The sequence below is a fragment of the Paludisphaera soli genome, from assembly GCF_011064595.1.
GTDB lineage: Bacteria > Planctomycetota > Planctomycetia > Isosphaerales > Isosphaeraceae > Paludisphaera > Paludisphaera soli.
In genome coordinates, this window is sequence record NZ_JAALJI010000002.1 from 262,960 (window position 1) to 288,215 (window position 25,256).

Annotated in this window: 21 protein-coding genes; 9 read left to right on the plus strand and 12 right to left on the minus strand. The window is 71.0% G+C overall.

Annotation, left to right across the window (positions count from 1 at the left end):
* Positions 1-60 precede the first annotated feature (60 nt).
* The 6 genes from G6O68_RS03970 to G6O68_RS03995 form a co-directional block, all read right to left on the minus strand.
* Complete coding sequence (locus tag G6O68_RS03970) at positions 61-1,011, minus strand: CHAD domain-containing protein (protein WP_165245051.1); 951 nt, start codon at positions 1,009-1,011, stop codon at positions 61-63.
* Positions 1,012-1,101: 90 nt separating this feature from the next.
* Positions 1,102-1,602 (minus strand): peptide chain release factor family protein, encoded by a 501-nt coding sequence (locus G6O68_RS03975; RefSeq protein ID WP_165245053.1) that lies wholly within the window; start codon positions 1,600-1,602, stop codon positions 1,102-1,104.
* Positions 1,599-2,630: a bifunctional heptose 7-phosphate kinase/heptose 1-phosphate adenyltransferase gene (locus G6O68_RS03980; RefSeq protein ID WP_165245055.1), complete on the minus strand. Its 1,032-nt coding sequence runs from the start codon at positions 2,628-2,630 to the stop codon at positions 1,599-1,601. The genes G6O68_RS03975 and G6O68_RS03980 overlap by 4 nt, the downstream gene beginning before the upstream one ends.
* Positions 2,627-3,730, minus strand: coding sequence for a hypothetical protein (locus tag G6O68_RS03985; RefSeq protein WP_165245057.1), 1,104 nt, complete (start codon positions 3,728-3,730; stop codon positions 2,627-2,629). Before G6O68_RS03985 ends, G6O68_RS03980 begins: the two co-directional genes overlap by 4 nt.
* Positions 3,727-4,566, minus strand: coding sequence for an HAD family hydrolase (locus tag G6O68_RS03990; protein ID WP_165245059.1), 840 nt, complete (start codon positions 4,564-4,566; stop codon positions 3,727-3,729). Before G6O68_RS03990 ends, G6O68_RS03985 begins: the two co-directional genes overlap by 4 nt.
* Positions 4,563-5,129 (minus strand): D-sedoheptulose-7-phosphate isomerase, encoded by a 567-nt coding sequence (locus G6O68_RS03995; protein WP_165245061.1) that lies wholly within the window; start codon positions 5,127-5,129, stop codon positions 4,563-4,565. Before G6O68_RS03995 ends, G6O68_RS03990 begins: the two co-directional genes overlap by 4 nt.
* A 215-nt stretch (positions 5,130-5,344) precedes the next feature.
* Between G6O68_RS03995 and G6O68_RS04000 the strand changes: the two genes are divergently transcribed.
* The 3 genes from G6O68_RS04000 to G6O68_RS04010 are packed head-to-tail and all read left to right on the plus strand — an operon-like array spanning position 5,345 to position 8,982.
* Positions 5,345-6,430: a lysylphosphatidylglycerol synthase transmembrane domain-containing protein gene (locus G6O68_RS04000; RefSeq protein ID WP_165245063.1), complete on the plus strand. Its 1,086-nt coding sequence runs from the start codon at positions 5,345-5,347 to the stop codon at positions 6,428-6,430.
* A complete protein-coding gene (locus G6O68_RS04005; protein ID WP_165245065.1) occupies positions 6,427-7,434 on the plus strand; it encodes a glycosyltransferase family 2 protein in 1,008 nt (335 codons plus the stop codon). Before G6O68_RS04000 ends, G6O68_RS04005 begins: the two co-directional genes overlap by 4 nt.
* Before the next feature lie 6 nt (positions 7,435-7,440).
* The gene (locus G6O68_RS04010) at positions 7,441-8,982 is read left to right on the plus strand and encodes a hypothetical protein (protein WP_206108008.1); all 1,542 of its coding nucleotides are present in this window, start codon (positions 7,441-7,443) and stop codon (positions 8,980-8,982) included.
* A gap of 12 nt (positions 8,983-8,994) precedes the next feature.
* On the opposite strand, the gene G6O68_RS04015 is transcribed toward G6O68_RS04010, so the two are convergent.
* Together G6O68_RS04015 and G6O68_RS04020 are read right to left on the minus strand one after the other, a co-directional pair.
* Entirely contained in the window at positions 8,995-10,431 is a 1,437-nt protein-coding gene (locus G6O68_RS04015) for an ATP-binding protein (RefSeq protein WP_165245067.1), read from the minus strand.
* Positions 10,428-11,105 (minus strand): response regulator transcription factor, encoded by a 678-nt coding sequence (locus tag G6O68_RS04020; RefSeq protein WP_165245069.1) that lies wholly within the window; start codon positions 11,103-11,105, stop codon positions 10,428-10,430. Before G6O68_RS04020 ends, G6O68_RS04015 begins: the two co-directional genes overlap by 4 nt.
* A 278-nt stretch (positions 11,106-11,383) precedes the next feature.
* On the opposite strand from G6O68_RS04020, the gene G6O68_RS04025 reads away from it, so the two are divergent.
* Both G6O68_RS04025 and G6O68_RS04030 read left to right on the plus strand, forming a co-directional pair.
* The gene (locus tag G6O68_RS04025) at positions 11,384-12,736 is read left to right on the plus strand and encodes a hypothetical protein (RefSeq protein ID WP_240911030.1); all 1,353 of its coding nucleotides are present in this window, start codon (positions 11,384-11,386) and stop codon (positions 12,734-12,736) included.
* A gap of 77 nt (positions 12,737-12,813) precedes the next feature.
* Entirely contained in the window at positions 12,814-13,416 is a 603-nt protein-coding gene (locus tag G6O68_RS04030; RefSeq protein WP_165245071.1) for a Uma2 family endonuclease, read from the plus strand.
* 15 nt (positions 13,417-13,431) lie between these two features.
* On the opposite strand, the gene G6O68_RS04035 is transcribed toward G6O68_RS04030, so the two are convergent.
* The gene (locus tag G6O68_RS04035; RefSeq protein WP_165245073.1) at positions 13,432-14,934 is read right to left on the minus strand and encodes a DUF1501 domain-containing protein; all 1,503 of its coding nucleotides are present in this window, start codon (positions 14,932-14,934) and stop codon (positions 13,432-13,434) included.
* A gap of 237 nt (positions 14,935-15,171) precedes the next feature.
* Here G6O68_RS04035 and G6O68_RS04040 point away from each other — a divergent pair, with 237 nt between their 5' ends.
* Both G6O68_RS04040 and G6O68_RS04045 read left to right on the plus strand, forming a co-directional pair.
* The gene (locus G6O68_RS04040; protein WP_165245075.1) at positions 15,172-16,554 is read left to right on the plus strand and encodes a DUF1501 domain-containing protein; all 1,383 of its coding nucleotides are present in this window, start codon (positions 15,172-15,174) and stop codon (positions 16,552-16,554) included.
* Between the two features lie 50 nt (positions 16,555-16,604).
* Positions 16,605-17,171 (plus strand): GlcG/HbpS family heme-binding protein, encoded by a 567-nt coding sequence (locus G6O68_RS04045; protein ID WP_165245077.1) that lies wholly within the window; start codon positions 16,605-16,607, stop codon positions 17,169-17,171.
* 10 nt (positions 17,172-17,181) lie between these two features.
* On the opposite strand, the gene G6O68_RS04050 is transcribed toward G6O68_RS04045, so the two are convergent.
* The 3 genes from G6O68_RS04050 to G6O68_RS04060 all read right to left on the minus strand — a co-directional run bounded on the left by G6O68_RS04050 (position 17,182) and on the right by G6O68_RS04060 (position 21,929).
* Complete coding sequence (locus G6O68_RS04050; RefSeq protein WP_165245079.1) at positions 17,182-18,789, minus strand: hypothetical protein; 1,608 nt, start codon at positions 18,787-18,789, stop codon at positions 17,182-17,184.
* 183 nt (positions 18,790-18,972) lie between these two features.
* Entirely contained in the window at positions 18,973-20,805 is a 1,833-nt protein-coding gene (locus G6O68_RS04055) for a DUF11 domain-containing protein (protein WP_165245081.1), read from the minus strand.
* A 140-nt stretch (positions 20,806-20,945) separates the two neighbouring features.
* Positions 20,946-21,929: a hypothetical protein gene (locus tag G6O68_RS04060; RefSeq protein WP_165245083.1), complete on the minus strand. Its 984-nt coding sequence runs from the start codon at positions 21,927-21,929 to the stop codon at positions 20,946-20,948.
* A gap of 310 nt (positions 21,930-22,239) precedes the next feature.
* On the opposite strand from G6O68_RS04060, the gene G6O68_RS04065 reads away from it, so the two are divergent.
* Both G6O68_RS04065 and G6O68_RS04070 read left to right on the plus strand, forming a co-directional pair.
* Positions 22,240-23,310, plus strand: a complete 1,071-nt coding sequence (locus G6O68_RS04065) for a LolA family protein (protein WP_165245085.1) — start codon at positions 22,240-22,242, stop codon at positions 23,308-23,310.
* A gap of 147 nt (positions 23,311-23,457) precedes the next feature.
* Entirely contained in the window at positions 23,458-25,236 is a 1,779-nt protein-coding gene (locus tag G6O68_RS04070; RefSeq protein ID WP_165245087.1) for an NADPH-dependent assimilatory sulfite reductase hemoprotein subunit, read from the plus strand.
* Positions 25,237-25,256 lie beyond the last annotated feature (20 nt).

Sequence of the window (25,256 nt, forward strand, 5' to 3'; positions counted from 1 at the left end):
GGAGTCTATCCCTTCGCAACCGAGGCGCTAAGCTGAATCGGCCGGCCCGGCCTCCCCCCTTCAGTCCTTCGGGTCGAGCCGGCCCCGGTTCTTGGCCTTGTCGAGCTTCGGCCGGATTTCGAGGAACGCGTCGCGCGAGGCGTCGGCGGCGGCGCGGAGCCGCTCCAGCAGGCCCACGGCGGCCCAGCGGAATTCCTCGTCGTGCGGGCCCTGGGCCAGGAAGGCGTCCACTTCCCCGCTCGCGACCACGGCGTCCTGATGCTCCCCGAGGAGGTCCTGGATCTTGCGGGCCAGGCGCATAACCCGCTGGGACCGCTTCTCGACCTTCGGGCCCAACGCCGAGGCGATCAGCTCGGTCGTGTAGCGGGCGCGCTTGGCGCGCTTGCGGACCTCGTGGAAGACCGGATCGGGGGTGTGGGCGTCGAGCCCCTCGGCGTCCTTCCGCAGGCGCTTCCAGGCCGCGGCGACCAGGGGCGGCAGCACCTTGCGGCAGGGCTTCTTCGCCTTCGCGACGAGCGGCGGGTCGGCGACGCCGGCGCGAAGCTCGTCCATAAGGGCCCGGAAGCGATCGCCGTCGAGGGTCTCTTCGATGATCCGACCGGCCTCGGCCCGGCGCGCGGAGAGCCAGTCGAAGAGGGGCGCGAGGGCCCGCCGATCCTCGTCCGACTCCCCTTTCGCGAACCGTTCGCGGAGGACGTCCAGGTCGCGGACCTCGCCGATCGCCGAGCCCAGCCAGCGCAACTCGCCCTGGAGCCGCGTGCCCCACTCGGGGTCGACCAGTTCGCGGAACGCCTGCAGCTCGCTGCGGAGCCGACGCGCCGAGGTGCGGAGCCGATGCACCCCCTCGACCTCGCCGCCGCGGGCCAGGGCCTCGGCCGCCTGGATCCGCTCGATGGCCGTCCGCAAGGACGAGGCGATCGCCGTCGAGGCGGGGTCGTCCGGCCCCGGCCGATCGGTCGGCTGCTCGGATTCGGGCAGGATCTCGCGAATCGGGTCGACTGAAGAAGCCATAGAAATCCAACAGTATGGGGGGTTTGCGCCGTCGGTGGCTCCCCTCACCATACGTCCGTCCGGCGATCGACACAAGGCCGAGACGGGCGGTCAGCGCAGCGGATGCAGGCCTCGCGCGGAGCGTCGGGCGTTGACCTGTCCGAGGGCGCGGGGCTCGGCGGCGAGCAGCTTGACGAGCTGGGTCGCGGAGCAGCCGAGGGCCGTCGCGGCGGCCTTCACGTCGTCGTCGCTCGCGGCGAGCCGGTCGAGCGCCTCGGCCACGAGCGCGGGGAAGTCGTCGTGCTCGGGGCTGACGACGATCCGGCCGCCTCGCAGGCGGGACGCCCAGAGGGCGCTGGGCGCGGCATCGGCGGGGGTCCGGATTTCGAGGGCCAGCTTGAGGCGGAGCCGGAACAAGGCCTCGCGGCGGTTCTCGCCCTGGGAACGGCGCTCGGAGGCCTCGGCGACGATCCCGGTCGGCCGGTGGGTGAGGATTACGGCCGTCTCGACCTTGTTGCGGTTCTGGCCGCCGGGGCCCGACCGCCGAGTCGTCTTGAAGTCGCACTCGGCGGCGAGCCGGTCGGGATCGATCGCGGCGGGGTGGCCGCTCACGACGCGGGGATCCGATCCAGCAGGGTCGCCAGGTCGTCGACCGTCGCGACGCCCGTGGTGCCGACCTGGTGTACGACGACCGACGAGGCGACGGCCGCCAGCTCGACCGCCTCGCGCAGCGTCGCCCCGGCCGCGAGCGCCGCGGCCAGGTTGGCGGTCACCGAATCCCCCGCCCCGACGACGTCGATCGGCCCGCGGACGGGCAGGGCAGCGACGTGCACCACCTGCCCCTCGGGCTCGGCCGCGACGATCCCGCGCTCCGCCAGGGTGACGAACACCGGCCGCCCCGATCCCCGGGCCAGCTGGAGCGTGGCCCCCTTCACCTCGTCGATCGACTCGACGCGAGGGCGGTCGAGCATGGCCGCCAGCTCGGCCGCGTTCATCTTCAGGCCGACGCCCGGCCAGCCGCGAAGCCCCCGGCGCGAGTCGGCCAGGAAGAGGAGCCGGGGGTGCTCGTCGGTCAGGGCGTCGATCGCCTCCAGGAGCCCGCGCGTCACCACGCCGGTCTCGGCCGCATCGACCTGCTCCAGCACGATGATCGCGTGGCAGCGGGCCGCGACGGCCCGCAGGCTCTCGATCAGGCGAAGCTCCAGCAGCTTCGGCGTGGGCGTCCAGTTCTTCGTATCCAGCCGGTTCAACTCGACGGGGACCTCGCCGGGGCGGACGATCAGGGGCTTGCAGTAGGTGAAGGTGCGTCGGTCCTGGGCCGTCAGGAAGTGCTCGGTCGAGACGCTCGGCGACGATTCGAGCCCTCGCTGGAGTTCGTAGCCCTCGCCGTCGGCCCCGCGGAAGCCGACGACCTCGATCCGGCCGACGCCCAGCGCGACCAGGTTGTTGAGGACCGTGCCGGCCCCCCCCGGCTGCGCCCGGACGTTGGCGACGTTGTAGACCGGCAGGCCGGTCTCGATGGAGGTCTCGGCGCGGGCGGGGTCGATCTCCAGGTAGCGGTCGAGGCAGAAGTCGCCGACGACGGCGATGCGGAGGCCGTGGTAGAGGGAGGCGATCTCCCCGAACCGTTCCGGGGTCATGAAATCACCTGGCGATAGAGGTTGTGGATGAAGGCCGCGTTGTCGCACTGGAGGTAGTGCATCTCGCCCCCCATGCGGGCGTAGCTCTTGCAGAACCTCAGGTAATAGGCCGGGTTCGACTTCGGGGGCTCCCCCGTCGTCCAGTCCCAGCCGCCGCCGTCCTGCAGGTCGACGACGTAGATGGAATGGTCGGCGACGATCGGCCGGCCGTCCTGGAGCCGGAGGTTGTTCACGCAGCTCAGGCTCTTCTCGAAGACCTGGGGCCCCATGATCGCCGAGCCGACCGAGAGGACGACGCCGTGGTCGAGCGTCTCCACCGAGCCGCCGAACAGACGGAAGTCGTGCTCCGCGGCGCGACCGATCGCGGCCCCGTTGAACATGGGGTGGTTGGCGATGATGTCGTAGCCGATGCCGGGGTGGACGGTCATCGGGATCTTGTGCCGGAACGCCTGCGCCAGGATCGACGCGTGTTTCCAACGGTGCTCGACGGCGATCCGGCCGCCGGGGAGGCCGTGCGCCTTCATGGCGCGTAGGGCGTCGGCCCTGGCGGGGGCGAGCGGGTGGGCGGGCTCGTCGCGGAGGGCCCGCTCCAGCTCGGCGGGCGACGGCAGGTCGACGCCGTCCTCGACGATGAGGCGGCCGAGGCCGACGCCGTAGCCCTCGCCGCGGAGGCCGGCGGCGAGGAGCGCCAGGTGGATGTTGCGGCCGGTCTCGTCCCAGGAGCCGAACGCGCCGAGGGGGACGTTCTCGCGAACGCTCTCGGTGGAGCGGCCGAGCCAGGCGTACTCCCAGTCGTGGATCGTGCCGGCGCCGTTGGTCGCCAGGTGGGTGATCCACTCCTTCTCCATCATCCGGCCCAGGATCGACGCGGCCCCGTTCCGGAGCAGGTGCGCGCCGTAGATCAGCATCACGCCGCCGCCCAGCTCGCGGGCGCGTCGGATGCGCCGGGCGCACTCGGCGATCTGGAGGGCGGAGGCGCCGGAGACGGGCTTCGGCTCGGCGTCGGGGTCGAGGAGGACGTCCTCGACGGTCGTCAGGCTGCGGCGCTGTTCGAGCGGGTAGACGCGGAGGCGTTCCAGGTCGAGCGGTCGGGTGTTCATGATCCCAGGATCCGCTCCAGCAGGGGCTTCGCGTCGCGATAGTCGGGGATGACGACGTCGGCGCCGACGCCCGTGAGTCGCTCGCGCTTCCAGGCGTCCATCCGGCCCGAGCCGTTGGCGGCCTCGTCGCTGGCGACGGCGACGGCCAGGCCGCCGGCCTCCTTGGTATTCTGGATCTCGACGTAGCCGTCGCCGAACGAGAGCAGCTCCTCGCCCCGGATCGCGTTCTCGCGGAGGATCCGCTCGATCACCATCTTCTTCGAGAACGTCTTGTAGTCGTCCTGCGCGCCGTAGATGTGGGGGCCGAAGTAGCGGGTCACGTCGAGCAGCTCGGCCTCGCGGCGGACGAACGGCTCGTCGGTGCCGCTGGCCAGGTAGAGGGTCAGGCCGCGGCGGGTCAGGTCCTCCAGCAGCTCGCGCGAGCCGTGGACGAGCAGGTCGTCGGGCTTGATGGAGCCGTCCTTGAGCCCTTCGAGCCGGTGGGAGATCCGGTCGTCGAGGCGTCGGAGATACTCGTGCTTGTACCAGAGCGGGTCGTGGGGATGGCCGCCGCGTTCGCGGATCCGTTCGGCGAGCTGGATCATCTGGTAGATGGTCTGCTTGCCGTTGAGGTGCATGATGTCCTCGAACGCCAGCCGGCGGCGGTCCTCGTCGGACTCGCCGTCGAGCGCGGGGAGCATCTCGACGAACATCGGGACCATGACCTCGGGCCAGCCCTGGCGGACCAGCGACAGCGTGCCGTCGAAGTCGAACAGGACGCGGCTGATCGCCGGTCGGGGGGCGAACGACGGCAGCAGGATGACTTCGCCTTCGAAGGTCGGGCTCGCGGGCGTCACGCCGTCTCCTTTATTTCCATGAACGCGTAGCAGATCAGGTGGTACAGGGTCATCTGGACGTCCTCGACCCGGCCGTAGTGGCCGTCGGCCACGACGATCGTCTCCTCGGCGAGCGGGGCCATGCCCCCCTTCTTCTCGCCGACGAAGGCGATGGTCCGCAGGTCGCGGTCGCGGGCCCACGCGAACGCCTTGACGAGGTTCGGCGAGTTGCCGCTGACGCTGGAGCCGATCAGCACGTCGCCGGGGCGGGCGTAGTTCTCCAGGGGCCGGACGAAGACGTCCTCGTAGCAGTAGTCGTTGCCGATCGCGGTGAGCCAGGCGACGTTGTCGGCCAGGGTGATGACGCGGAACCGGCGGCCGAGGGCGTCGCTGGCCCCCTTCCCCAGGTCGGTCGCGAAGTGCGACGCGCTGGCGGCGTTGCCGCCGTTGCCGATCACGAAGATCTGGCGATCCTCCTCCCAGGCGCGACGGACCGTCGCGACGACGCGCTCGACGGCGTCCAGGGGGATCGAATCCAGGGCCCGGTGCTGGGCCTCGATGTACCGCGCCAGCCACGCCTGCATCGGGGAGCCTCGCTTTCTCAGGAAAGGGGTCGTTCGTCGACCCCCACGATCATAGCCCGCCGCCGGCGCGCGGGCGAGGGGCGCTCGGCGAATCCCCGGGGGCGCCGCGAGGGCCCCTCCGGGGTTGCCCGGTTCCGGGGGCGCCGGTACCTTGATAGCCGACCGCGACGCCGCGTGTGCGGCCCGCGCCCCCCTCCGCGTGCCGAGTCCCCCTCGTGAACCCCACCCCCCCACCGAGCCCGGCCGGCTGGCGCAAGCCGGCGATCCGCGCCTTGAAGGCGGCGGTGGCGGTCCTCGTGTTCTGGGGCGTCGGCCGGCACGTCGCCCGGACCTGGGACGAACTCTCGCGCGACGGCGCGACGCCGCGGATCGAGCCGTGGTGGCTGGCCCTCTCGGGGCTAGCCTACCTCATCGGCCTCGTCCTCTGCGGGGCCTTCTATCGCGACGTCCTGACGGCGAGCCCGACGCCGATCGGCCTCTTCCCGGCCGTCCGGGCGTACCTGATCAGCCACCTGGGGAAATACGTGCCGGGCAAGGCCGTCGTCGTGGTGATGCGGGCCGCGCTGTCGACGCCCTACGGGGCCCGCGCCTCCACCTCGGCGGTGGCGACGTTCTACGAGACGCTGGTGATGATGGCGTCGGGCGCCCTGATCGCGGCCCTGATCTTCGCGTCCGGCGGGGACTCGCCGGTGATCGCGCTCGACCGCGAGGTTCTGGGCTTCCGCGAGGTCCGCGCGTTCGTCCTCTTCGCCCTCATCGCCGGCGGCCTGTCGGCGGCCTTCCTGACGGTGGTCGCCCCTCCGGTGTTCCGGCGGCTCGCGGGCGTGTTCGCGAGGAAGGTCCCGGGGATGGGGGTCGACGCGCTGTCGGACTTCACCTGGGGCCTGATGGCGCGGGGGCTGGCGCTCACGGGGATCTCGTGGCTGTTCCTGGGCCTGAGCCAGGTGGCCGCCGCGAAGGGGCTGTCGGGGATGGGTTCGCCGGAGCTGGACCTGACGGTCATCCCGGTGGCCGTGGCGAGCGTGGCCCTGGCGACGGTGGCTGGGTTCGTGGTGGCCGTCGCGCCGGGCGGCCTGGGCGTGCGGGAGAGCGTCCTCATGTACGCCCTGGGGCCGGCATTCGGACCGGGGCGCGCCGTGGCCGCCGCCCTGATGCTGCGGCTGGTCTGGGTCGCCGTCGAGGCGCTGGCGGCCCTGGTCCTGGGGCCGCTGGGGCGGCCCGCGAAGCCGAACGAACCCGAATCCGAGGCCGTCGCCGCCGAGGTCTTGCAGGAGTCCGTGCCGATGTCGGAGGCGCCATGATCAGCGTCGTGGTCCCGGTCTACAACGAGGAGGAGAGCCTCGCCCCCCTGCACCGCGAGCTGGACGCCGCGTTCGCGAAGCTGGGGGCGGAGGTCGAGTTCCTGTTCGTGGACGACGGCAGTCGCGACGGCTCGTGGCGGGCCGTCGCGGAACTCGCGGCGCGCGACCCCCGGGTCCGGGCGATCCGCTTCCGCCGCAACTTCGGCAAGGCGTCGGCCCTGACGGCCGGCTTCCAGGCCGCGCTCGGCGATCGCGTCTTCACGCTCGACGCCGACCTGCAGGACGACCCGGCGGAGATCCCCCGGTTCCTCGAACGGATCGACTCCGGGCTGGACGTGGTCAGCGGCTGGAAGCGGACCCGGCACGACCCCTGGCACAAGGTGTACCCCAGTCGGGTCTTCAACGCCCTGGTCAGCCACCTGACCGGCTGCCGGCTGCACGACCACAACTGCGGCTTCAAGGCGTATCGGGCCGAGGTGCTCCGCGAGGTCGGCATCTACGGCGAGCTGCACCGCTTCGTCCCGGCGCTGGCGTTCGCCAAGGGGTTCCGCGTCGGCGAGATCGAGGTGAACCATCGGCCTCGCGAGTTCGGGAAGTCGAAGTACGGCTTCACCCGGTTCCTCAAGGGGCTGCTGGACCTGTTCACGGTCGTCTTCCTGACGCGGTTCCGCCAGCGCCCGCTGCACGTCATCGGGGCCTCGGGGCTGATCCTGTCGACCGTGGGCGTGGCCGGGATGCTCTACCTGGCCTTCGTCTGGTTCGCCAACTTCTGGCAGGCCGACCCCCATCCGATCGGCACCCGCCCCCTGCTCTTCTACTCGATGGCCCTGCTCCTGGTGGGGGCGCAGCTGTTCAGCCTGGGGTTCCTGGCCGAGTTGGTGACCTCCTACGGCATCCGCGCCGACGACACCTACAGCATCGCCGAGACCATCCGTCCCGTCGGCCCGAGCCCGGCGGACCGCGTCGCGGCGGTCCCCACGGCCCCCTCGCAACCGGAAGCCTGACGAACCATGAGCACCGCCGACCCCCTCGCCCCCGGGCCCGAGCCCCTCGCCGAAGCCCCGGCCCCGGCCCCCCGCACCGAAGCCCGGCGCGTCCTGGGGACGCTCCTGATCGCGACGGCCACGGCGCTGGCGCTGGGGTCGTTGCTCCGCCAGCCGACGATGATGGGCGCCAACGACATCTCGCGCTGGTGCACGGTCTGGAGCCTGCTGGAACGCGGGACCTACGTCATCGACGAATGCCCCTGGCACCACGAGACCCAGGACAAGGTCCAGATCCCGGCCGACCCGCCCCGGGTCGGCGAGGACGGCGAGCCGGTCAAGCACTACTACTCCAGCAAGCCGGCGCTCCTGCCGACCCTGATCGCCGGGCTGCTCTACCCGGCTCGGATGATCTCGGGCGTGCCGCTCGACCGGGTGGCGCTCCAGCAGCGCGAGCCGCGCTGGAGCCAGGTCCCGGACCCGGACCGCCCCGGCCGCGTGATGGGCGTCCTGACCACCCCCGACCAGCCGGTGAAGTGGCCGGTGTACATTTTCTACTTCAAACCGGTGTTGATCCTGCTGAACATCGTGCCGTTCTGGGGCTTCCTCGTCCTCTTCGGCCGGATCCTCGACCGCCGCGCGAAAACCGACTGGGCGTGGGCCTACTGCCTGTTCGCGGCGGCCTTCGGCACCTACCTGCTGCCGTACACCCAGACGCTCAACAACCACACGATCGCGGCGTTCGCGGCGTTCTTCGCGCTCGACCAGTTCCTGAAGATCTGGGACGGGGGGTCCGTCGGCGCGGGGCGGTTCGCCCTGCTCGGCCTGCTCGCCGGCTTCACGGCGACGAACGAGCTGCCGGCGCTGGCGTTCGCGGGGCTGCTGGGGCTCGCGCTCCTGTCGCGGTTCCCGGCGAAGGCGCTGGCGTGGTACGCGCCGTTTGCGGCGGCGCCGCTCCTGGCCCTGGTCGCCTGCCAGTACGCGGCGTTCGGGGAGTTCAAGCTGGCGTACGAGGAGTTCGGGACCGACGCCTACAAGTTCGAGGGGAGCCTCTGGAAGACCCCCCTGGAGCTGGACTCGCTGAACCTCCCGTGGACCGACCCCGAGGAGGCGGCCCGGCGGGGGATCGCGGGCGAGACGTACGCCAAGTACCTGTTCCACATGACGCTGGGCCACCACGGGTTCTGGTCGAGCACGCCGATCTTCCTGGTGGCCGCCTTCGGGCTGTTCGGGCTCCTGCGAAGGCGGGGGCCGACGACGGCGGCGGCCTGGCTGACCCTGGCGCTGACCATCGTCCTGCTGGCCTTCTACACGTGGAATCCGAAGGCGCGGAACTACGGCGGCTCGGCCCAGGGGCTGCGCTGGCTCTTCTGGATGATCCCGTTCTGGCTCCTGATGCTGCCGACGGCCCTCGACGCGATCGCGGCCCGTCCGTGGGCGCGGCGGCTCGCCGTGCTGGCGCTCTTCGTCTCGGTCGCGTCGGTCGGCTACGCGATGCGAGGGCCCTGGAGCAACCCCTGGATCCAGGACATGCTGGAGCACCTGGGCCTGTACACGCTGCCGCGCTGAGCGGCGGGGCGATCAGCGGTCGCGGGCGACGGCCGGCTCGGGCGCGTCCCGGCCGCCGGGCTCGAAAGCCCGGGCGGGGAGCGTGAAGGTGACCCGGGTGCCGACCCCGGGCTCGCTCCGGACGTCGATCTCGCCGTGGTGCGCCTTGGCCACGGCGAGGCAGATCGACAGCCCGAGCCCGGTGGCGCTCGACTTCCGGGGGCGGGCCGAGTCGATGCGGTAGAACCGCTTGAAGATGTGGGGCCGGTGCTCCGGGGCGATGCCGATCCCGTCGTCCTCGACGTAGAGCGTGGCGTGCTCGTGGCGGAACTCCAGGCCCACGCGGATCACGCCGGCGGCCGGCGTGTACTTCACCGCGTTGTCGATCAGGTTGAAGAGCAGGCGACGGAGCTGGTCGCGGTCCCCCTGGGCGACGCAGGCGGGCGTCGGCTCGACCAGGACGAGGTCCTGGTCGGCCTCGGCGGCCACGGCCCGCATGTGGTCGGTCACGTCGCGCACGAGGAGGTCGAGCCGGACGTCCTCGAACGAGGGCTTGACCAGGGCGTCCTCCCGGCAGAGGAACAGGAGGTTCTCGGTCAGCCGGGTGAGGTGTTCGATCTCTTCCAGCATGCTCTCCAAGGTCCGCCGATACTCGGCCGGATCGCGCTCGGTGCGGAGGGTCACCTCGGCCTCGTTGCGGAGGGCGGCGAGCGGGGTGCGCAGCTCGTGGGCGGCGTCGGCGGTGAACCGCTGGATCTCGCCGAACGAGCGTTCGAGCCGCGCGATCATGCCGTTGAGCGTCCGGGCCAGGCGGCCCAGCTCGTCGTCGGGGTTGGGGGCGGCGAGCCGTCGATCGAGCCGGGTGGCCGTAATCTGGTCGGTCTCGACGGCCAGCCGATCCACCGGGGCGAGCGCCTTGCGGGCCAGCAGATAGCCGCAGCCGAGCGCGGCGAAGAGCAGGGCCGGGCCCGTATACAGGAAGACGTCGCGGAGCTGCCGCAGGTGCTTCGCGTTCATCTCCGTGTCGAGGGCGACCTGCACCAGGAGCGCGGCGTAGGGGGTGTGGATCGCCTTGCTGAGCATCCGACAGTGGCCCAGGCCGGGGATCAGCACGTCCTCGTAGACCACCTCGCCGTCCGGGCCCGGGGGCGTCTCCGGCGCGGGGAGGCCGGCCTCCACGATCCGCTCGGATCGCAGCCAGGCGTCGTTGCCGTCCTCCGTGACCTGCATCTCGAAGACGGGGTGGATCGCAAACTGCCAGACCAGCTGCTCGCGGAGCACCTCCGGGTTCTCGGCCCGGCCGATCTGGCCCTCGATGACCGCCATCTGGACGTCGAGGTTGCGGTCGGTCCGCGACTGGAGCAGGCGGATCATCAGCAGGTCGACGGTCGCGGCGAAGATGACCAGGACGGCGGCCAGGACGGCCCCGTACCAGAGGGTCAGCCGCCATCGGATGTTCAGGCGGGTCATCCCGCGTCCTTCAGGACGTAGCCGACCCCGCGCACGGTGTGGATCAAGGTGGGCCGGTCGGGCTTCTCGATCTTCTTGCGGAGCAGGGTGATGTAGACGTCGATGGTGTTGGTCAGGGTCCCGGTCCCCTCCTTCCACACCTCGCGGGCGATCATCTCGCGGGTGACCGGGGAGTTCTTGTTGCGCAGCAGGAACTCCAGGAGTTCGAACTCGCGGCGGGTGAGGTCGATCTCGACGCCCCCGCGGACCACGCTGCGGCCGACGAGGTTCATCTCCAGGTCGTCGGCCTGGAAGCAGAGGTCGCGGCTCAGGACGTCGCGGCGGATCAGGGCCCGGACCCGCGCCAGCAGCTCCACGAACGCGAACGGCTTGACGAGGTAGTCGTCGGCGCCCGAGTCCAGGCCCTCCACCCGCGCCTCGACCTCGTCCCGCGCGGTGAGGATCAAAACGGGCTTGGAGAAGCCCTCGGACCGGAGGCCCCGGAGGACGTCCATGCCGTCACGCTTGGGGAGCATCAGGTCCAGGATGACGGCGTCGACCACGTTGGTGCTGGCCTGCTCGTAGGCGTCGTGGCCGTCGGACGACGTGAGGACCTCGAAACCTTCCTCGCGAAGCCCGCGTTCGAGGCTCTGGAGCAACTTCGGCTGATCTTCGACGACAAGCAGGCGCGGCATGGAGATACCTCGAAGGTTCCGGGGACGTTCGACCCAACCGACCCCTCACCCGGCGACCAGGCCCGGGGAGATCCGCGGGGGGCCGGCTCGACGGATCGGTGCGTCGACACGTCCGGGTCGTCCCGGGCCTCGTTCCGTCTCGAACGCCCCGGAAGGGCTCCGACAAGGACTCCAGACTACTCCACCCGGGCGTGCGAGGACACGCCGCGCCGCCCATTAAAAATCATTATAGGACGATCCCCGACCGACCGGGACGCGCCGACCTTGCGGATTTCATCGTGTTTTCGCGATCGACGGACGATAACGACCGTGCGGGATTCGCCGTGCGGATCGCCGACTTCGTCGCCTCGCGCATCGGGGGTTTGTCGTCCATGGCCTTCCGGTCCCCCATGGTCCGGCCTCGCCGCCGGCCGTCGCACGTCTTGCTCGCGGCCGTGTTGCTCGCCTCGGCGAGCGGCTGCCTGGGCCCGAACGCGCTGCGATCGACCCGGATGAAGTACAACGAGGCGATCCGGGCCACGAACGACGAGCAGCTGCTGATGAACATCGTGCGGCTCCGGTACGCGGACTCGCCGGTGCTGATCGACCTGCCGAGCATCACCAGCCAGTTCGAGATGGCCGGCACGGCGAGCTTCCTGGGGGGGCGGGGGAACCAGTACCCGGGCGTCGCCAACATCGGGACCGGAGAGCTGGTCGCCCGCGACAGCCCCACGCTCAGCTTTCGACCCCGCGAGGGCAAGGAGGTGGCGCGGAGCCTGCTGACTCCGCTCTCGGCCGAGCTGTTCAGCGTGGTCAACGCCGGCGCCAACTTCGAGCAGCTCATGCTCACGACGATCGACGACATCAATGACGTCCCCAATGCCCCCCAGGCCGCGCTGATGGTCTCCAAGGTGCCGGACGACAACGCCGAATACCTCCGCGGGATCCGCCTCCTGGCGGACCTCTATCATCGGAAGGCCATCGAGCTGCGGATCGGCGAGCAGGAAGACGAGACGAACGCTTCCGACCCGATCACGCCGGAGGGCCTGGGGGGCGACGACCTCCTCAACGCCGCCGAGAAGGGCTACGTCTACCGCCACAAGGGCCAGGGTCAGTACTCCCTCTTGAAGCGCGACAAGGGCCTGGTCCTGAAGGTGCGCCCGGAGTACATCCAATCGCCCGAGATGCTCGAAGCCGCGCGGATTTTCAAGCTCCGGCCGGGCCTGTCCGGCTACCGGGTGAAGTCCGACCTGGCCGAGAACGCGCTCGAGGCCTCGCGGACGCTCGACGAGGGGGAGGAGACGATCTATCTCCACATGCGATCGATCCTCCAGATCATGATCTTCCTCTCCAAGGGGGTCTGCGTCCCCGAGGTGCACGTCGAGGGGGAGGTCGCTCCCAACACCCCGGGGCCCGAGGGCCGGCCCTTCGACTGGACGCGGGTCACCGCCGGCAACTTCTTCGTCCGGTCGTCCAAGCACCGCCCCCGTCACGCCGAGGTCGCCGTCCACTACCGAGACCACTGGTTCTTCATCCCCGAGAACGACGTCAACAGCCGCTCCATCCTGGCCATCCTGGAGATCCTGGTCTCCCTCGAAGACGCCGAGGCCAGGACCGGCGGCCCGCTGCTGACGATCCCCGTGGGCGGCTGACGAGCGGCCGCCCGATCCGGTTGCCTCGGGGCCTCTCGACAGCGGATACTGGAGCATCCACCCTGGAGGCCCTCACGATGTCGACCGTCAGCCCCACGGCGCATTCCTCTCAGTTGCCCTCGGCCGAAGAGATCTTCCGCATCCCGATCGACCTTTACGAGAAGATGGTCGAACTCGGCGGCCTCGACGGCGACGATCGGATCGAACTGCTGAATGGAGTGCTCGTCAGGAAGATGACGAAGAGCCCGCCCCACCACACCTGCACCGAGCTGTGCCGCGACGAGCTCGAGAAGCTTGCGCCGAAGGGCTTCAAGATCCGCAGCGAAGGCCCGATCCGCCTGCCGAAATACAGCGAGCCGGAGCCCGACCTGGCGATCGTGAGGGGCGGGATCCGGGACTACACGGGCCGCCACCCTCAACCCTCGGACGTCGTCCTCATCGTCGAGGTCGCGGATTCGAGCCTGGCGAGGGATCGCGGCGAGAAGCGGGACCTCTACGCCGGGGCGGGGATCCCGGCCTACTGGGTCGTCGACCTGGCCGGGCGTCGCGTCGAGGTCTATGGGGAGCCCCGCGACGGCCGCTACACGGCGACGAGCGTCGTCGCCGACGACGGCGCGATCGACCTGATCGTCGACGGCGCCGCCTGGGGACGCCTGGACGTCGCCGCGATCCTCCCCTGAACCGAAGCCCCGTCGTCAGGCGAGGACTTCGGGGATGACCTCGGCCTCGGCGACGAGCGGCAGGGGGCGGCCGAGGCGATCCTGGATCATCGTGTTCGGGTCGATGCCCAGCAGGTGGTACATCGTGGCGAGCACGTCCTTCGGCGAGACGCGGCGGTCGACCACGTCGCCGCCGATCTTGTCGGACTTGCCGACGACCTGGCCCCGGGCGATGCCGCCGCCGGCCATGACGATCGAGTAGCAGCGCGACCAGTGGTCGCGGCCCCCGCCCTGGACGTTGCCGATCTGCGGGGTGCGGCCGTGCTCGCTCAGGAGGACGACGAGCGTCTCGTCGAGCATCCCCCGGCGGTCGAGGTCCAGGATCAGGCCCGAGAGGGTCCGATCGAGGCCCGGCAGCAGCTCGTCCTTCATGCGCGGGAAGTGGTCCCAGTGGGTATCCCAGCCGGTGCCGGCCAGGCCGTACTCGTCCCAGAAGACCGAGACGAACCGGCCGCCGGCCTCGACGAGCCGACGGGCGGTGAGCGTCGCCTGGCCGAACAGGTTCATGCCGTAGAGGGCCCGGGTGTCCCAGGACTCCAGGTCGAGGTCGAACGCCTGGCGGAACGTGGGCGACTGGATCATCCGGTAGGCCGTCTCGCGATGGCGGTCGGCCCCGGGCGATCCGGGGGTGGCGGCCCGGCGCGCGTCCTCGAGCTGCTGGAGCAGCGAGCGGCGGCGGTCGAGCTGGTCCAGGGTCACGCCCTCGTTCGCCCCGCTGACGCCGTTGATCTGGAATCGGCTCTCGGGGGTGACGCCCCGATACAGCTCGTAATCGTCCCAGGCGAGCTTGGCGAGCGTCTTCTGGGCCTTCTTCGTGCCGGCGCCGAGGAACTCGGTGCAGATCGGGTCGTAAGCCTGGCCGAGGAAGCCGCCGTACGGACCGGCGCGGGCGACCTCGCCGATCCGCTGGCTGCTGAAGGCGAACGGCAGTTGCAGGTTGCGCGGGACCTCGGGCTTGTCGCCGACGGCCCGGGCGCGCTCGCCGTCGATGTAGTCGACGACCGAGCCGATGTAGGGCCAGTGGGACGGGTCGCGCGGGCTCAGCTCCATCGCCAGCGGGACGACCGGGTTGCCGGTCGTGGCGTAGGCGACGCCGTGGACCGGGTACAGGTGCGAGACCGACCGCACGACCGTGACCTTGTCCATCACCTGGGCCAGGTTGGGCAGGCCCTCGCAGATGTCGAGGCCCGGGACGCTGGTGGGGATGTGCCCGAACTCGCCCCGGATCTGCGAGGGGGCGTCGGGCTTGGGGTCGAACGTCTCGATCTGGCTGTGCGACCCGTAGAGGAAGAGCAGGATGCAGGACTTCGCCCGGCCGAAGCCCGGCAGCCCGGCCGTCGACGAGGCCGCCGTCGCCGCCAGCCCGCCCCGCCCCGCGCCGAGGCCCGCCCCGAGGAGGCCGAGCGACCCCACCTGGAGCAGGTCGCGCCGGGTCAGGCCGTCGCACAAACGCTTGGGACCGCCGAGGACACGGATCATCGCTCACCTCGCCCGACTTGCTGGAGGAGACGCCTGCGCCCGGAGCCCCGGCACAACCGCAACATACCCGCCTTTCAAGGATTATTCAACAATCGTCTCGCGAAGCCGCGCGGGCCCGGCTCCCCTCTTGGCATCGTCGCCATCAAATGTTAAACTTTACGACGCTTCGCGATTGGGGCCGGGCCCGCCCGAGCCCCGCTCGCGATGGGGATTCCTTCTCTGACGAGGGCGACGGCGATGGGCCAGCGACGGGAACGGGAATCGGTCGGCTCGCGGATGACCCGGCGCGGGTTCGTCCAGGTGGGGGGCTCGGGCCTTCTGGGGATGTCTCTGCCGGGCCTGCTCGCGGCTCGCAAGGCCTCGGCCGCGGCGGGGGCGACCGGACGCGCCAAGTCCGTGATCGTGATCCTGCTCAGCGGCGGGCTCGGCCAGCACGACTCGTTCGACATGAAACCCGACTCGCCCGACGGCATCCGGGGCGAGTTCAACCCGATCCAGACGGCCGTCCCCGGCGTCCACTTCTGCGAGCACCTGCCCCGCCTCGCGGCGCGGGCCCAGGACCTGGCGGTCGTGAGGTCGATGTCGCATCCGGAGGGGAATCACCTGGTCGCCGTCCACCACGTCCTGACTGGGAAGCCCTCATTCCCGCGCGGGGCGAGCGACCTGGACCGGGTGGCCTCGCGCGACGACTTCCCCTGCTACGCGGCGGTCGTCGACCACCTGCGCTCCCGGCAAGAGGGGATCCCGAACGGCGTCGCCCTCCCCCTCAAGCTGATCGAGGGTCCGCTGACCTGGCCCGGCCAGGACGCCGGGTTCCTCGGCCCCCGCAACGACCCCTGGCAACTCCGCCTGGACCCGAACAAGCCCGAAGCCCGCGACGACAGCCTGACCCTGCCCGAAGGGCTCGACCCGGAGCGGCTGCACCGCCGCCGCCACCTGCTGACGCAGACCTCGGCGGCTCCCGTCGCCGGCGACGCCTTCGTGGACCAGCAGGACGCCGCGCTGGCGATGCTCTGCAACAGCACGGTCGGCCGGGCGCTGGACCCGGGCCAGGAAGACCCCAGGCTGGTGGATCGCTATGGAAGCCACGTCTTCGGCCGCTCGCTCCTGATCGCGCGGCGGCTCGTCGAGATCGGTGTGCCGGTGGTCCAGGCGACGATGGGGATCGTGCAGACCTGGGACACCCACGTCGGCAACTTCCCGAGGCTTAAGGACGAACTGCTCCCCGCCCTCGACCGCGCGGTGTCGACCCTGCTCGACGACCTCAAGGCCCGGGGGCTGCTGGACGAGACCCTGGTGGTCATGCTCGGCGAATTCGGCCGCACGCCGAGGATCTCGCAGCTCACGCCGGGCGCCGTCCCGGGCCGCGACCACTGGCCGGCGGTCTTCCCGGCGGTCTTCGCCGGCGCGGGGGTCGTCGGCGGCCAGGTGATCGGCAAGTCGGACAAGCTCGGGGCCTACTCGGTCACCAAGACCTTCGGCCCCCCCGACCTCGCCGCCACCGTCTACAAGGCCCTCGGCATCGACCCGGCCGTGGAACTCCGCGACCGCCTCGGCCGCCCGCTCCAGCTCTGCTCCGGCGAGGTCATCGACCCGCTGTATACGGCCGTCGAGGTCTGATCCGTCGACGATTCCGCCCCGATCCCCCCCTCCCCGCCGTCGAGGATCGTATGCCCATCGCCCGCCTGCGCCCGCTCGCGTTTTGCGCCCTCGCCTCGCTGTTCGCCGTCCCGATCGCCCGGGCCCAGGAGGCGAAGCCGGCCGAGCCGCCGCTCGTCACGCGGGGCCGGATCGAGCTGAACCTCGCCGGGGCCGAGTCGATCCTGAAGGCCGCCCAGGCCAAGGCGAAGTCGCTCGGCCTGGCGATGAACCTGGCGGTCGTGGACTCCGGCGGGCACCTGCTGGCGTTCGCGCGGATGGACGGGGCGCGGCCGGCCAGCGGCCAGACGGCGCTGACGAAGGCCGTCGCCGCGGCGACCTTCCGCCAGGAGTCCGGCCCGCTCCCCCCCAAGGGCGAGCCCGACCTGCTCCTCAGCCTGAGCGTGCCCGCCGCGGCCGCCGCCTCGGGGGGCAAGCTGACGGCGCTCAAGGGGGGCGTGCCGGTCGTCTTCGAGGGCCAGATCATCGGCGCGGTCGGCGTCGGCGGCGGCTCCGGCGACCAGGACGCCGAGGTGGCCAAGGCCGGCATCCAGGCCCTGCTCGAGCTGCTGGCGGGGGCGAAGCCGGCCGCTCCCTGATCTCCGGCGCTCAGAAGTCGGTGAGCCACTGGAGCTGGAACAAGGTTCCCGTCTCGCCGGCGCGGTAGCCGGTGATGAAGTTCTGCGCGGGGGAGCCGCTGACCCGAAGCACCTCGAAGGTCGTCCTCCAGGTCCGGGTCCATCGCGGATACCAGTTGAGCCCGCCGCCATACTCCGTGCCGCCGCCGAACCGGCCGGTGACGTATGAGGTCCGCGCGAAGGCTTCGAGCTTGCGCGGCTTCAGAAAGTAGCCGGCCTGCAGCAGGCCGCCGTGGTCGAAGAAGTCGTCGTAGGGGGATCGCCCGCCCACAACGCGGAAGCCGTTGAGCCAGCGGAAGAAGTATTCACCCGAGATCCCCAGCCCGCGATACTTCATCGCCGCGTCGATCGTCCAGAGCTGGACGTCGGTCGAGGCCAGCTCAACCCCGGGTGCGAGGACGCCGGGGCGGAACAGCGGCGTTCCGTCGGAGAGGCGGATCAGCGTGTCCTCCGGATTCCGGATCGAGGCCAGGGTGAAGCCCTGGTTCGACTCGTGGGCGAGGTTGATGTTGGTCCCGAAACGATAGCTGCGGTGCTCGTGGCCGTCGAAGTCCGACACGCCGAAGCCGAAGTCGTCGGTCGGCTCCCACCAGACCGTCCCGCCGAAGGCCAGCGACGAGCCGACGCGGGTCCCCAGCCCCTGCGAGAATCGGCTCAGCGAGTTCGCCAGCATGGCGACGTAATTGAAGCCGTCGACCGGCTCGCCCTGGGCCCAGATCCCCGGGCTGATGTTGGGCCGGAAGAAGGTGGTCGCCATGAGCCGGTCGGAGCCCAGCGTGTAGCGGAAGGGCTCGTACCACTCGCGCGTGCCCGGGAGGAGCCAGTTGCCGACGCGGAGGTCGAACGCCTTGCTGAAGCGGTAGTTGATCCAGCCCAGGTACACCGTGTCGTTGATCGAGGTCGACGAGAACATGATGGCCGTGAACTGGAGCTTCGGGTCGATGGCGAATCCCGAGAACATCAGGAAGTTGCGGGCCACCTCGAACGAGTCGAAGTTGCGAATCTCCTGACGCTCGCCCGCGGCGTCGAACCAGGCCTCGCGGCTCCGCGCGAAGTTCATGTAGCGGGCCTGCGTGATGACGTCGAACCGCAGCTCGAACGGCGTGCGCTGAGCGTCCGACGCGCGGACCAGGACGAACGCGCCGAGTTCCTCGTCGTACTCGCCCACCCGGAACTTCGGCCGGGGCGGGGGCTCCGCGAAGGCCGAGCCCAGGCCGGCGGAGGCCGGATTCGGGACCGGCGACGGAGGGGCGACGTGGGCCGTCGGCAGGTCGCCGAGCGGCGCGATCTCGACCACCGGGTCCGGTGCCGGCTCGACCTGCTCTAACCGTTGGTTCAGCTCGTCGACGCGCCTGTTGAGCGAGGCGTTCTGATCGGCCAATGCGGCGTTGCGCCGCTCCAACTCTTCCAGGCGGCGGGCGAGCTGATCCACCACCTCGGCGACGCCCGGCGGCGGCGAGGGCGACTGGGCGGCGACCGGCGTGAGCGCGGCCAGCCCGAGGACGAGCCCCGCCAGCCTCGACCCGAAGGCGAGCGGCCAGCTCCGACGACTTCGGCGGATTCGGCGGGGGCGGGGCATCCTGGATCCTCGGGGCGGGCGAGCTCGGTCGATCGGGGACCGCCGTCGCCGTCCGTCTTATCGGCACGACCGTCGCGGTCGATCCAGCAAATCGGCGGCCCCGGCGCGCGACGACGGGGGCCGCCGAAGGCCGGTGATCGGCCGAGGGGGCCCCCGTCGGGGGTAACGATCTCGTGGAGAGGATCAGCGGACGACCGCCTGGAAGGAGACGTAGCCCGAGGCGCCCGGGGGGATGGTCTCGCGGAGGTCCCAGCGCAGCTCGGTGGAACCGGCCTGGTTCTCGGCGACGGAGAAGGCCGCGCCCTTGGGGCCCTTCGCGGTGCCGGCGACGTACTCCAGCCTGGGCAGGAGGCTGTCGACGATGCTGACCGAGCGGATCGGCGTGTTGCCCATGTTGCGGTAGGCGATGGCGTAGGTGACCATGTCGCCCGGCTCGGCCTCGGTGACGTCCACCCGCTTGACCACGGCCAGGCCGGGGCGGTTGGGGGGCGTCTCCACGCCGGTCATCTCCAGCGTCGGCTGGCTGCGGATCACCTCGCCGGTCCCCTGCACCAGGTCGGCGATCACGGGGGATTCGGCCGTCTTGATGCCCGAGAGCCTCACCTTATCGCGGGCGACGACCGGGGCCTGGCGGCGACGTTCGGTCCCGACGGCCTGGGCCTGCGAGCCGATCTTCGCCTGCTGCACGTTGCCGTAGCCCATCGCGCCCCGGACGTCGGCGGTCTCGCCGGCGTAGACCTCGCCGCGGGCGGCCTGCACGCGGCGGCGGTCGCGGGCCATCTCGGGTGCCTGGTTCTGGACCAGGCGACGGATGTCGTCGGTCTTCTCGGCCTGGGAGGGCTTCTGGGTCAGCGTGTTGAGGTTCACGCCGTGGATCTCGACGTTCTCGATGGTCCCCGTGCTCACCTTGACCTCGGCGAACCGGGGGGCGTAGATGCAGACCCGGTTGGTGGGCAGGACCTTGGGGTCGGGATAGCGGTCGATCCCCACGTCGAAGCGGACGACGGCGTCGCGGGCGTCGACCCCCTGGAGCGCGCCGCCGGCGCCGATGCCGGCCTTCACGCCGTGGTCGCCGCCGTCGCAGAGATACTCGTCGCGCGGCAGCACGGGGCGGTTCCCGGGCTCAAGCGGCGGACAGGCCGGGCCGCTGGGGAGCGTGCAGGGGACGGGCCCGCAGGAGAACGGACAGCGTCCGGCCGAGGGGGCGGCCAGGCGGTCGAGCGCCAGGTCGCCGGTCGCCCCGGCCTGGATCTCGTCGAGCGTGGGCCGACGGCCGCCGATGCGGACGATGGCGACCACGCGCCCGAGGGCGGCGGCCACGCGGACCGGGTCCTCCGCCGGGCTGACCTCGACGAACGGGATCTGGTCCTTGGACATCTTGAGCGGCAGGGCCTGCTCGGGGTCTTCCAGATAGACCACCTTCGTCACCAGGCGGCCCCGGTCGATCGCGTCCCACAGGTCCTCTTCGCTGAAGACGACGCGGATCGGGTACTTGCCGGGGTCGATCTCGGCGGGCCGGTGCATGTGGCCGACGATCTCGACGACCGGGAACAGCTCGGCGCCCGGCCGGTTCGGGATCTCGCCGAGGCGGAGCCGGTAGCCGACGCCGCGCTGGAGGCCGGCGGTCAGGATGCCGCCGCCGTCGCCGACGCTGACCGGGACGGTCTGCGGGGCCAGGACCTCGACGGTGAGGCCCTCGGGGCCCTGGAACCGGACGACCTGGATGTTCGGGTCGAGCTGCGGGCTGACGGGGGTGCCGTGGCCCTCGGGGGTGACGACCCCCGGCGCGTTCGCGGCCGGCGCGGGGGCGGCCGGGGCCGGGTCGAGGCCCGGGGGGGCGGGCTCCAGGGGCTGCGCGGGGGTGAGTTCGGGGGCGACGACCGCCGCCGGGGGGGCGGCGGGGCCGTCCTGGGGGGCCGCGTCCACCCCTCGCGAGGCCGGGGCGAGGCCCAGGGCGATCGCGACGAGGCCGCCTCGGATCCACCGGCGGTCGAGTGGTTGTGCGTGTCGACTCATCGACCTCGATCCTTGCTCGTGAGGGAAGGGGACGGACGCTCGGCCCGGCTGGGTCGTCGAAGGCCCCGGCGGAAGGCGTCGCTGGTACGCTCTCGCCGGGGCCTTCGGGTTCGGGACGTCCTACGCCGCGATGGCGGCGATCAGGACTGCGGGGCCTCGGGAGCCGGGACCTCGGCCGGGGCCGGGTTCGGCGCGGGGGCCTCCGGCGCGACCGGCTCCAGGCCGGGGGCGGGCGGGGCGTCGAGCGGCACGGCCTCGGAGGCCGCCGGGGCGGTCACGCCGGCCGGGAGGTCGCCCGGGGGCAGCTCGGTGACCGGCGGCACGAGGCCGGCCGGGGCGGGGGCGGGGGCCGGGGCGGGATTCACCACGCCGCCGTCGATCGGGGTGCCGACGACCGGGCCGGAGGGGACGCCGCCGACCGCGCCGGCGGAGTTCTCCAGGTCGATGGCGCCGAGGCGGACGATCAGCAGGATCGTGCCCCGCTTGTCGGCCTCGATGATCGGGTCGACGCCGGGCTCCAGGCGGGTGGAGACCAGGGTCTCGACGCCCGAGACGGCCACTTCCTGATACTTGGGATCGGGGAGGTAGATGACCTTCGTGACGAAGTTGCCGCCGTCGACGACCTGGTCGAAATCCTCGGCCGTGAACTGGACCGGGATCGCGTTGTGCGCCAGGTAGGCGTCGGTGGCGGGCGTGGTCGGGGCGACCTCGATCGTAGGATACAGGGCGACGTTCTGACGGCCCGCGATGTTCGTGAGCTTCAGGCGGTAGATGTAGCCCTGGTTGAAATTGTAGCGGCCGGGGACGACCAGCGGCGCGCCGCCGTAGGTCCGCTCGCCGGCGCCGCCGGTGCCGGTCTGCCAGCTGATGTTCATGCCGTCGGGGTCGAGGAAGTAGACCTGGCTCCGCGTGTTCACGAAGCGGCGGCCCGCGGCGGCGCCGGCGCCCGCGCCGGGGCCGGCCATCGTGGCGGCGTTGAACTGGGGGCCGCCCGGGGGCGGCGTGTGCGAGCTGGCCACGACGTGGGGCCTCAGCCATTTCTTCAGGCCGACCCCGGCATCGCCGTAGCCGAACCCGTCGCCGGTGGCGGCCGCCGCCAGCAGCAGCATTCCGATGGTTTGCATGGAAATCCTCTCCAGCTCCCGCGACCGAAGCCGGCCGGCCCTGGGCCGAGCGCTTCCGACCTGCCGATCGGGGAGAATGCGTGTCGTCCTGACATCCAATGCGACCGACCCGGCCCGTTCGAGCCGTCGTGCCTCGCGACTCGCCCGGGACCGGCCCCCGCGAAGCCCCGCCGGGATGGCGAGGCGCTGCGGACCGTCCGCCGGACTTGCGTCTCCAGACGCCCAGGGATATGATCGGGCATCGACCCCGTACCCTTGAGAAATTGCGTACACCCCGACCATGCGCATTAATCGGATCGCCCGCCAAATCATGCTCGCCGCGACCCTCGTCGGGGCCTGGATCGCCACCTCGGTCCTCGCCCAGACGCCGGGCGGTCCGCCGCAAACCCCGCCGGGCCAAGCGCCTGCCGCGAACCTCCCGGGCGCGCCCCCCGAGGAGCCCCCCACCGAGGCCGAGCTGATCGTCGACGAGGCGATCAAGAAGGTCGCGGCCGTCAAGGCCGTTTCCGCCGACCTGCTGCAAGACGTCAAGATGCTGGGGCAGAAGTTCCAGATCAAGGGTCGCTACCTGAAGGCCCCCTCTTCCAAGATCTATCTCCGCCTCGACGTCTCCGGGCTCCCCGGCTCGGCGGGGACGATGCTCCAGGTCTGCGACGGCGACGTCCTCTGGGATTACCAGAAGATCCTCACGGCCGAGTCCTACCGCAAGCTCAGCGTCAAGCCGATCCTCCAGCGGCTCGACGCCCCCGAGATCGACAAGACCCTCCGCGAGCAGATCCTCTCCAGCCTCGGCTTCGCCGGGCCCGAGGCGCTGCTGGCCGGGGTGCGCAAGGCCGTCAAGTTCGACCAGAAAGAGGAAGGCGAGCTCGACGGCAAGGCCGTCTGGATCGTCAAGGGAGGCTGGCGCGACCGGACGGGCCTCGTCGTCCCCAACCAGGGCCCCGTCCCCGGCGTCGGCCTGCTCCCCCCCTATATCCCCAGCTTCGCCACCCTCTACCTCGACAAGCAGAACGGCTGGCCTTACAAGCTGGACCTCCGGGGCCGGAACTCGACGGCCCTGATCGACACCCGCAAGACCGGGATCGACGGCAAGAAGATCGGCGCGAAGAGCAGCATCGAGCGCCAGGACCCCAGCGAACTCGTCCTCGTCTACTCGAACGTCCAGTTCGACCCCGCCCTGAGCGACGCCGAGTTCGCCTTCCAGGCCCCGCCGAACGTCCAGCCCGAGGACAACACCGAGATCATCCTCAAGTCGCTGGACCAGGCCATCGAATTCCAGGCCATGCAGAAGCGGACCGAGGCGGCGAACGCCGCCGGATCCGTCCTCCAGCAGCCCATCGAGGTCCCGGCCGCCCCCCCCGCCGCCGAGATCCCCAAGTAACCCCCAAGCCCGACCCACCGCCGCGTGCGATCCCTCGGATGCGAACCTCCCCCCGCGGACGCCGTCCCTTTTTCCACCTGGTCAATACACGACCAAGATCGCTAAGATGGTGATCATTCAGACGAGATCCCGCGGAGAGGTGCGATCATGACGGAAGCGAACGGGGGCCCGCAGACGCCGAAGTTGAGCAAGAACGAAGGACTCAAGGCGGCCAGCGGCTACCTCAAGCAGATCCTGGCCGAGGAAGTCCACAACGACCTGCCCGCCTTCTCCGAGGACGCCAGCCAGATCCTCAAGTTCCACGGCTCCTACATGCAGGACGACCGGGACCTGCGGACGCGGCTGAAGAAGGAGAAGAAGGACAAGGCCCACAGCGTCATGGTCCGCGTCCGCATGGTCGGCGGGCGGATGACGGCCGAGCAGTACCTGGTCTGCGACGAGCTGGCCCGGGTCGTCGGCAACGGCACCCTCCGGATCACGACCCGGCAGGAGTTCCAGTTCCACGGGATCCTCAAGCAGGACATCGCGGTGGTGATCCGCCACCTCAACGAGAACCTGCTCTGCACCCTGGCGGCCTGCGGCGACGTCGAGCGCAACGTCCTGGCCTGCCCGGCCCCGATCCGGGACGCCCTTCACGACCAGATCAACCACGACGCCCAGCTCTGGGCCTCGCACGTCGCCCCCCGGTCCAGCAGCTACTGGGACATCTGGCTCGACGGCGAGAAGATCGAGAGCCTCCCCCCCGCCGGCGCGCCCCTGGTGAAGCAGCCCGGCGACGACCCGGTCGAGCCGATCCTGGGCAAGACGTACCTTCCGCGCAAGTTCAAGACCGCCTTCGCCTTCCCCGACGACAACTGCACCGACGTCCTGGCCAACGACCTGGGCTATATCGCGGTCGTCGAGGGGGGCTCGATCGTCGGCTACAATGTGGTGGTGGGCGGCGGCCTGGGGACCACGCCGAGCGCCGACAAGACCTTCCCGGCCCTGGCCTACCCGCTCGGATACGTCGGCCGCGACGAGATCCTGGCGGTCGGCGAGGCCGTGGTCCGGGTCTTCCGCGACTTCGGCAACCGCTCCGATCGCAAGCGGGCCCGGCTCAAGTACGTGATCTACGACTGGGGCATGCCCGCGTTCCGCGCCAAGGTGGAAGAATACCTCGGCCGCCGCCTGGCGGACCAGAAGGACCTCCCGATCACCGACGTCGACGACCACATGGGCTGGAACGACCAGGGGGACGGCAAGCTCTTCCTGGGGATCCCCGTGCAGAACGGCCGGATCAAGGACGAGGGCTCGCTCCGGCTGGCCAGCGGGCTGCGGGCCTTCTTCGAGAAGTACAAGACCCCCGGCCGGCTCACCTGCCAGCAGAAGCTCCTGCTGACGGACCTCGACCCGGCCTGGAAGGGCGAGATCAACGCCTGGCTGGCGGAGTACGGGATCGCCAGCGTCGAGGAGGTCTCGACCGTCCGTCGATGGTCGATGGCCTGCCCCGCCCTGCCCACCTGCGGCCTCGCCGTGACCGACGCCGAGCGGGCCCTCCCCTCGGTGATCGACATGCTCGAAGCCGAGCTGGCCCGCCACGGCCTGGAAGAGGAGCGGCTGACGGTCCGCATGACCGGCTGCCCGAACGGCTGCGCCCGTCCCTACAACGCCGACGTCGGACTGGTCGGCCGCTCGGCCAAGATGGGCCCGGACGGCATCCCCGGTCCGGGGACCTACACGGTCTTCCTCGGCGGCCGGACGCTGGGCGACCGGCTCAACGTCGAGTTCAAGGACTACGTCCCGCACGACCGGATCGCCGCCGAGCTGTCGCCGATCTTCGCCCGGTTCAAGGCCGAGCGTCGGCGAGGCGAGACGTTCGGCGACTACTGCCACCGGGTGGGCGTCGAGGAGCTGGCGCAGATCGTCGAGACGGCCGCCGCCGACTGAGCCGCACCGGACGGGAAAGG

What these genes read in the sequence shown, in the direction of transcription:
- G6O68_RS04050 (WP_165245079.1), bottom strand. Translation starts at nt 18,789, where the DNA reads ATGCCCCGCCCCCGCCGAATCCGCCGAAGTCGTCGGAGCTGGCCGCTC.
- G6O68_RS04005 (WP_165245065.1), top strand. Translation starts at nt 6,427, where the DNA reads ATGATCAGCGTCGTGGTCCCGGTCTACAACGAGGAGGAGAGCCTCGCC.
- G6O68_RS04020 (WP_165245069.1), bottom strand. Translation starts at nt 11,105, where the DNA reads ATGCCGCGCCTGCTTGTCGTCGAAGATCAGCCGAAGTTGCTCCAGAGC.
- G6O68_RS03970 (WP_165245051.1), bottom strand. Translation starts at nt 1,011, where the DNA reads ATGGCTTCTTCAGTCGACCCGATTCGCGAGATCCTGCCCGAATCCGAG.
- G6O68_RS03980 (WP_165245055.1), bottom strand. Translation starts at nt 2,630, where the DNA reads ATGACCCCGGAACGGTTCGGGGAGATCGCCTCCCTCTACCACGGCCTC.
- G6O68_RS04035 (WP_165245073.1), bottom strand. Translation starts at nt 14,934, where the DNA reads ATGATCCGTGTCCTCGGCGGTCCCAAGCGTTTGTGCGACGGCCTGACC.
- G6O68_RS04045 (WP_165245077.1), top strand. Translation starts at nt 16,605, where the DNA reads ATGCCCATCGCCCGCCTGCGCCCGCTCGCGTTTTGCGCCCTCGCCTCG.
- G6O68_RS04060 (WP_165245083.1), bottom strand. Translation starts at nt 21,929, where the DNA reads ATGCAAACCATCGGAATGCTGCTGCTGGCGGCGGCCGCCACCGGCGAC.
- G6O68_RS04030 (WP_165245071.1), top strand. Translation starts at nt 12,814, where the DNA reads ATGTCGACCGTCAGCCCCACGGCGCATTCCTCTCAGTTGCCCTCGGCC.
- G6O68_RS04065 (WP_165245085.1), top strand. Translation starts at nt 22,240, where the DNA reads ATGCTCGCCGCGACCCTCGTCGGGGCCTGGATCGCCACCTCGGTCCTC.
- G6O68_RS03985 (WP_165245057.1), bottom strand. Translation starts at nt 3,730, where the DNA reads ATGAACACCCGACCGCTCGACCTGGAACGCCTCCGCGTCTACCCGCTC.
- G6O68_RS04055 (WP_165245081.1), bottom strand. Translation starts at nt 20,805, where the DNA reads ATGAGTCGACACGCACAACCACTCGACCGCCGGTGGATCCGAGGCGGC.
- G6O68_RS04040 (WP_165245075.1), top strand. Translation starts at nt 15,172, where the DNA reads ATGGGCCAGCGACGGGAACGGGAATCGGTCGGCTCGCGGATGACCCGG.
- G6O68_RS04015 (WP_165245067.1), bottom strand. Translation starts at nt 10,431, where the DNA reads ATGACCCGCCTGAACATCCGATGGCGGCTGACCCTCTGGTACGGGGCC.
- G6O68_RS03995 (WP_165245061.1), bottom strand. Translation starts at nt 5,129, where the DNA reads ATGCAGGCGTGGCTGGCGCGGTACATCGAGGCCCAGCACCGGGCCCTG.
- G6O68_RS04010 (WP_206108008.1), top strand. Translation starts at nt 7,441, where the DNA reads ATGAGCACCGCCGACCCCCTCGCCCCCGGGCCCGAGCCCCTCGCCGAA.
- G6O68_RS04070 (WP_165245087.1), top strand. Translation starts at nt 23,458, where the DNA reads ATGACGGAAGCGAACGGGGGCCCGCAGACGCCGAAGTTGAGCAAGAAC.